This window comes from Acidobacteriota bacterium (assembly GCA_040756905.1).
Taxonomy (GTDB): domain Bacteria; phylum Acidobacteriota; class Aminicenantia; order JBFLYD01; family JBFLYD01; genus JBFLYD01.
In genome coordinates this window covers 21391-28305 of sequence record JBFLYD010000032.1, presented here as the reverse complement: position 1 = coordinate 28305, position 6915 = coordinate 21391, and the positions used below count along the sequence as shown (strand labels likewise).

The following is a 6915-nucleotide window of genomic DNA, read 5'->3' as shown; positions in this document are numbered from 1 at the left end:
TAAATTACTGTGGAAGATAGAGAATGATTTGTCCGTTTATTGCCGGGAGGTAGCTTAATGGTGGACCTTGAAGAAAAAATCAATCAAAGAATTTCTTTATTTGAAAATTCCGATAGGATGTTCCCCGATACTTTCCGATACTTTTAAAATTTAATTTTATGGGAAAATACATTTTAGAATAAAATAGGTAAAAGTTAATAATAAAGGGCGGAGTAAAAAAGATGTTTTTCTCCGCCTTTTTTGTTTATAAATTAATGAAAAAGTTAGCGCTAAGAATCAAATGAGGAAGACTCTTCAGGATTTATGGTAATAAAACCCTCAATCTTTGCAATATTGAGAAGGCGTACATCAGTGCATACAAAAATTAATGTTTTTCCAAGTCTTCTATTTAACATAATAGCAGAGGCAAGTTTTAAAACTTTGTTTGGAAAAAGGAATAATTTTATATAAAATTTATTGTAAATATTTGATGGAAGCTGTATCAAGAAGGAAGATTGTTTTAGCATGGCTATGGGTGGCCCTTTGCTCTACAGCAATTTTTTTAACTGTTCCGGTGGCGAGAAGTATTCAAAAATTTGTCTACAATAATTGGGGAAGGGAGGTCTTTGGATATTTTGTATTAGTGGTTTTAGGAATAGGTTTTCTGGGGTTACTTTATTTTTTATCTTTTAAACTGAAAATAAGGCATGCATCAAATTACTTTTGGCTATTTATTGTAGCTGGGCTTTATCTATACTTTACCTTGAAGTTATGGAAAATACCGGAAGAGGCTGTTCATTTTTTAGAATATGGATTGCTTGGGTTTTTTCTTTTTAAAGCTCTGACTCATAATGTTAAAGATAAAAGTATATATTTTACAGCCACTCTTTTTGCTCTCCTTATTGGGACATTCGATGAGATTTTGCAATGGATAACACCTCAGAGATTCTGGGATTTTCGTGATGCAGGGCTGAATGGTCTATCTGGAGGATTATTTCAGTTGGCAGTATGGAAAGTGGTAAAACCTGTAGTTATATCTGAAAAAGTTAATCCTGAATCGATAAAAATACTTTCTTCCATATCAGCTCTATGCCTTATTTTTCTTGGTTTATGTGCATCAAATACACCAGAACGAGTTGCTTATTATACAAGACTAATTCCCGCTTTATCCTTTCTCCAGAAAGAAGAGTCGATGAGTGAGTTTGGATATAAATACAAAGACCCAGAGATAGGAGTTTTTTATTCGAGATTGAGTTTAAAAAGCTTACAAAAAGAAGATAAGGTTAAAGGAGAAAAATATGCTCAAATATTGAATGAATCCGTTAATAAAGATTATGATCAGTTCTTAAAAGAATATAATCCAATTACTCATCCCTTTATGCATGAGCTTCGGGTTCATCTGTTTCGGAGGGATTCATATTTTGAGAAAGGAAATATCTCTTCCAATATTGATGAAAAAAGAGAATCATATTTCATTGCCTACAAAGAAAATCTTATCTTAAAGAAGTATTTCACACAGAGCATCCAGAAATCAGTTTACAGGTGGAGTGAAGATAAAATTCAAAAGGGGGCTAATTTAATAGATAAAAATAAATTCTACGAAAGCCCTGTCAGTGCAGGTCTTTTCACTAAATTTAGCGAAAAAACCATGTGGATTGTAATATTGGTGTTAATATCCACGTTAATCTTCTTCAATTTAGCCTACTCTTCGATAAGCAAAAAAACGGGGTCCGAATCGGGGTCAGGTCTCAACATTTGACATTTCTGCATTAATCTTGACTTAATTTCATTAAAGTCGATATGTGGTTTTAAGGTCGCTATGGTAGCTTTTTTATTTTTCATTATTTCTATGCTTTTTACATATTTAATTCTTATCAAGGTTTTCTCTTTCCTTTTTCCCCTTGAAGTTCCATTAGAAACTGCATTCTCAAAGGATAATCTTAAGGGTCCTGTCATTGGAAGGAAGATTGGAAAGATTGATGAGAAATCAGCGAAATGTCAAATGTTGAGACCTGACCCCGTTTTTATTTTTAATGACCCCGATTTTATGCCAGGTATGGATTTAAAATGATTATCTGATGTAAAGATGTAACCATTATAATGAATGGAGATTGTTGAAATTAATATATCACTTATTGGAATATTCAAACCTTGTGAGCTTAGTTTTTGCGCGAGATCTCCAGTTGAAATCCATATTTCTCTGGTTGATTCAAAAAAAGGCAATGCCAATAAATAATCTTTTACCAGTTTTTTCTCTTGGGCGTTTTTAATTCCATATAATATTTCAGCAACAATGATTCCAGTTGTTGCAACATTTTCTTCTTCTAAAAGGTTTTGGAGGATATCTCCTGGTTTTGATTTCTTATATTTAAAAAAATCAATCCATATACTTGAATCAACGAGAATTTTTTTCTGCATTAGATAGTTCCTTAATTTCTAAATTTCTTAATTCTTCTATTCGGTCTTCGATTTTTATTTTTCCACGGAGAGAAATTAATTTTTTGATCTTATTTTTTATCACATACTCTTTTAACGCTTCATTTACTGTGCTTGTTTTCGTTTTTTTTGGAGAAAATTTTATAGCCTCTTCAAGAAGCTTCTTGTCGATGTCCAATGTTGTTCTCATATTTTATGCCTCCTTTATATGCTTATTTTATACATATAAAAGAGCTGATGTCAATAGTCATATGAAAGAAAAAAGGGGACAGGCTACTTTTTAATTTTAAAAGATTTACATTTTTTGAAAATTTTCAAAAAAGTAGCCTGTCCCTTTTTTTCCCTTTTTTGTCTTAACAAAGAATAGTTAAAATCAAAAAAGGGCGGAGAAAAAGCGAAAGATTTTCTCCGCCTTTTTTGTTTAAAGATCGAGGAGGAATATTTACTAATACAAATGCAATAAATAATGTTACATGTAGGGCAAGGCTTTAGCCTTGCATCAAGCAACCCCCGAATCAACCCATGAAACAAGTTCAGGGCAAGGTTCGGGGCAGGCTCTAAAGGGTTGCCCTACATTTATATAATGCGTTTGCTTTAATATTTTTAGGGGGAGTTTTTTAAAAAAGTTTAGGGATGGAAAGGTTCATTTTTTCTGTGTAGGATTTTAATTTACGATGGTTGATTTCACTAAGATTGAGGTCAGATAAAGTACTTTCAATATTTTTATTTTTATTTAAATAAATAAAGTCTAATAAAGCTTTTTCCTTTTCAGCAATAAAATAATTATTCTGCCTGATAAATCCCCAAAAATAAATTTTCTTGATTTGATGATATTCGATGATCCCAAATGAAGTCTTGAAAGTCCGTGGAAGCCGGGTTGTAACACAGGTTAAGATTAGGGGGATTTGACTTAGAATGCCCCAGCTGGACAACGCTGCTTGTAAAGAAATATAACTTGGCTGATAAATCCATGAAGAAATTTCTTCTAAATTTGGAAGATTAAATGGATTAGCATAATAGCCACGGCAAATCCTTTTGATAATTTTTCTATCATTTAGTCGGTTAAGACTAACTCGTAAAGAGTAGTTATTCATTTTGCTCAGTAACTTAAGATGATTAAAATGAAAGATTTTCGTATCATAGTGATTCTTGAAAAATTCGAGCCAATCGTTTGTTTTCATCCCTTCTAAAACTCTTTGAAAAAACTTTCTAACACCTCTACCTCTTCCTGACAAATACTAATATATTGAGCTTGAAAGAGTTGTCGATAAGTTGAGGGCAAGAATTTATCCATTTCCTCTTTTAAAATAGAGTGGCCGTCTTTTCTCAACAAAGATAAACGTTTCTTAAATTTCAGTTGAAAGTTCTTTAAACTTAATTCATAATCGTTGATTTTTTTTCTAACTATCCTTTTGATTTCATCATCAAGGGAAAACCCCAGCGTTTGGAAAATAAAATGAATGTCCCAAAGGTCTCGGCCTTTGAGATATTCTCTTGCCCCAAAGGCTAAAATTTTATCAGCTAAAATTTCCTTGGAAGTCTCAACAACGATGGCTGGACTAATGGGAAGGTGCTGAGATTTGAGGATTTGGGTCTTGTTTTGATAGGAAGGCACATTAGCAATTTTGATATTTGTCCTGTCTTTTTCCTTTAAAAAGTCAAGCTCTAAAGTTAGATAAAATCTTTTAAAATGGGGGCTATCTTTTTGAACAATGAGATGAATTTTTTTGGATTGTAGAATAAATTTATTAAGATAAGAAGGAAGCCCATCTAAGCTTTTATTCAATTTGCTAAAGAATTGGTCGTCCCTTTTGGTTAGGACAAAGTCAAGATCCTCTGAATATCGCACTCCCCCATAGGCGAATCTAAGAGCTGTGCCACCCTGAAAAACTAAGTGAGAAAAATCCCCTTTTTTGAAAAGATAATCTAAGATGAGCCAATGGAGATGTTCTTTAAATATTAATTTTGCACTGACTCCTTGAGTTTCTGCCTCTTTAAAAATTTTTTTAGTTTCAATCACACTTTATTTAATATACAAATATGTATATTTTGTCAAGTAAATATGATGGACAGTGTGCTGTCCCATAAATATCTTTACAAACAAAGAGATTCTCCTAAAGCACACTGAAGGGGTATGGGGAAGAGGCTTCCCCATGTCTGGGGGGTGCTCAGCGAAGCGTCTAAGGGGGGCTTGCCCCCATAGGGAAAGTGTCATGTCACAATAGTATAACGAAAGGTATTTAAGTGACATGACAATAGATTTGACTAAAGGTATTTTTCGATCAGGGAGAACTGATAGTTGTAAAAGAGAGCTCCCTTGAGTTTTATGTTTAAATTTCTATCCAAAAGAAAGAAAAATGGAATTATGTTACTGGTTCCCTCTTTATATAGATTCCATGCTTTTTTCTCATTATCATCCAGAACAGGGAAATCGAGTTTGAAAGTTTCAGCTGTTTTCCTTGGATTGCCTGAGATTAGAACAAGTACTGGAAAAAATCCTTTTCCTTTGTAAAGATTGTCTAAAAATTTGAGCTGATTCGAGATTTCGCCAAGGTTTAAATCAGCTCCAGAGGAAAAGTAAATAAGCACAACTTTTCCATGAAAATCCCATAAAGAGATTTCTCTGTCTTTCTGGTCATATAATATAAAATTAGGAGCTATGTAATCGATTCCAGTTCCCACAATAGCCTCAGTTGCATCAAAGTTTACAATGTAGTCTTTTCTTATGCCTACCTGAATCGATAAATCTACATTTGGAGGGGAAAAAGTGTAGCGAAGCTTTGAAGGAGTTAAAGTGTAAGAAGATTTTATTTCCTCTTCATCTATTAAGAAATTATAATATCCTTTTGAGTCTGTGGTTAAGAATTTTGAGCCTTCATTTGATAGGTAAACCCTTGTGGCTTCAAGACCTTTATCAAAGTGAAGGATCTTCCCATGGATTCTGTATGCCTCTTTTAATTTCTTCAGAGGTTTAGGAGGCTCTTTTTTCTTGCAGCTTATGAGGAAAAGGGAGAATGAAGATGCCAATAATATTATTAAGACCGAAGAAGAAAATTGGGGAAACTTTATAAAAGATTTCATTTTTCTCTCCTATAATATATATTAGTGGCAAAAGTTGTAACTGCAGAAAAATTAGGAATTAAATGATGAAAAATCTCCGTCAGTCTTGGATCTATCAACTTGTAATAAAGGTAAAAAAAGGAAAAAAGTAATTATTTCGCCTTGAAAATTGCTTGACATCAATGTATTCTTGAATTAAAAATAACATTTTTAATTAGTCTTAAAATAAAAAAAGCAGTCCCTATTTCAAAAATTAAATTATACCTGGAGGAGAAATGACTGGTTTTGAAGATTTAAAAGAGGCAAAGGAAATTCTGGAAAAAACACTATTTTTACCGATGCCGCAGATGCTCGTGGAGAAAGACGTTCTGATTTCCCAGACTCTGGGAAAGGAGAACATTGTCGGCGTAGGAATCGGAGAGAAAGTTACTAAAGGTAAGCCAACAGGTTATGTATGTGTAAAAGTTTATGTTGTGGCAAAAGCTCCAATGAGTAAAGTTAAGGAAGAAACAAGAGTTCCTGTTGAAGTGGATGGGATAAAGACTGATGTGGAGGAGGTTGGGGTTGTAAGGGCATCGAAAAGAGAAGATAGGAGATTGAAGAAAGGAATGAAAAAGGAGACCGTCCCTATTTTTAACCAAAATCAGAAAAGGTTAAGGCCTGCGTATGGAGGAGCATCGATAAGTCATGAGGAGGTAACTGCAGGAACATTAGGATGTCTGGTTAAAAGAGTGAAAAGCAAGGAAATCGGAAAAGACATGAAAAGAGAAGAGGAATTCGAGAGAATAAAGGAAAGACACAGAGATAAGGAAGGGGTATTTATTCTGAGTAACAATCATGTAATTGCCAATTCAAACCGTGCAGAAAATGGAGATAAGATCCTTCAGCCTGGTGTGTATGACGGAGGAGTCTCTCCTGATGATATAGTAGCGGAGCTTCATGATTTTATCCCTGTTGATTTCGAAAAGATAAACGAAGTGGATGCGGCAATTGCAAAGCCATTATCTCCATGGAAAAAATATGTTTCTCCTCTTATTTTGGAGATAGGAGAAGTAAAAGGAGAAAAAGAGCCTGAGCTTGGAATGCTTGTTAAAAAATCAGGAAGAACAACTGGCCTTACTTCAGGAAAAATTACAGGTTTAGATGCAACTTTTAACATTGGTTATGATAGAAGAATAGCAAGGTTTCGAGGGCAGATTGTTATAAGCCCAAGAAAAAAAGGAGTTGCGTTCAGCCAAGGTGGCGATTCAGGCTCTTTGATTGTGAATGAGGAAAATTCAGCTGTTGGGTTATTGTTTGCAGGAAATGAAGACGGAAGTATTACCATTGCAAATCCGATAAATGTGGTATTTGAGAAGTTAAAAATTAAAATAATGAAGGACTAATAAAAAAGTGGGAATTTTTTTCTATTTAAAAGTAAAGAAAAAAAGGTTGACAATT

General features: G+C 33.7%; 7 protein-coding genes. 2 read left to right on the top strand and 5 right to left on the bottom strand.

The window, feature by feature from the left end; genetic code table 11:
- The first annotated feature begins 424 nt into the window (after positions 1-424).
- On the top strand, positions 425-1738 hold the full coding sequence (locus AB1410_04915; protein ID MEW6456040.1) for a VanZ family protein: 1314 nt from the start codon (positions 425-427) through the stop codon (positions 1736-1738).
- Positions 1739-1977: 239 nt separating this feature from the next.
- On the opposite strand, the gene AB1410_04910 is transcribed toward AB1410_04915, so the two are convergent.
- The 5 genes from AB1410_04910 to AB1410_04890 all read right to left on the bottom strand — a co-directional run bounded on the left by AB1410_04910 (position 1978) and on the right by AB1410_04890 (position 5496).
- On the bottom strand, positions 1978-2397 hold the full coding sequence (locus AB1410_04910) for a PIN domain-containing protein (protein ID MEW6456039.1): 420 nt from the start codon (positions 2395-2397) through the stop codon (positions 1978-1980).
- A complete protein-coding gene (locus AB1410_04905; GenBank protein MEW6456038.1) occupies positions 2375-2605 on the bottom strand; it encodes a type II toxin-antitoxin system VapB family antitoxin in 231 nt (76 codons plus the stop codon). The genes AB1410_04910 and AB1410_04905 overlap by 23 nt, the downstream gene beginning before the upstream one ends.
- A 427-nt stretch (positions 2606-3032) precedes the next feature.
- The gene (locus AB1410_04900; protein ID MEW6456037.1) at positions 3033-3596 is read right to left on the bottom strand and encodes a hypothetical protein; all 564 of its coding nucleotides are present in this window, start codon (positions 3594-3596) and stop codon (positions 3033-3035) included.
- Between the two features lie 5 nt (positions 3597-3601).
- On the bottom strand, positions 3602-4435 hold the full coding sequence (locus AB1410_04895; protein ID MEW6456036.1) for a nucleotidyl transferase AbiEii/AbiGii toxin family protein: 834 nt from the start codon (positions 4433-4435) through the stop codon (positions 3602-3604).
- Positions 4436-4680: 245 nt separating this feature from the next.
- Positions 4681-5496: a hypothetical protein gene (locus tag AB1410_04890; GenBank protein MEW6456035.1), complete on the bottom strand. Its 816-nt coding sequence runs from the start codon at positions 5494-5496 to the stop codon at positions 4681-4683.
- A gap of 254 nt (positions 5497-5750) precedes the next feature.
- Here AB1410_04890 and AB1410_04885 point away from each other — a divergent pair, with 254 nt between their 5' ends.
- Positions 5751-6860, top strand: coding sequence for a hypothetical protein (locus AB1410_04885; GenBank protein ID MEW6456034.1), 1110 nt, complete (start codon positions 5751-5753; stop codon positions 6858-6860).
- The last annotated feature ends 55 nt before the right edge of the window (positions 6861-6915 follow it).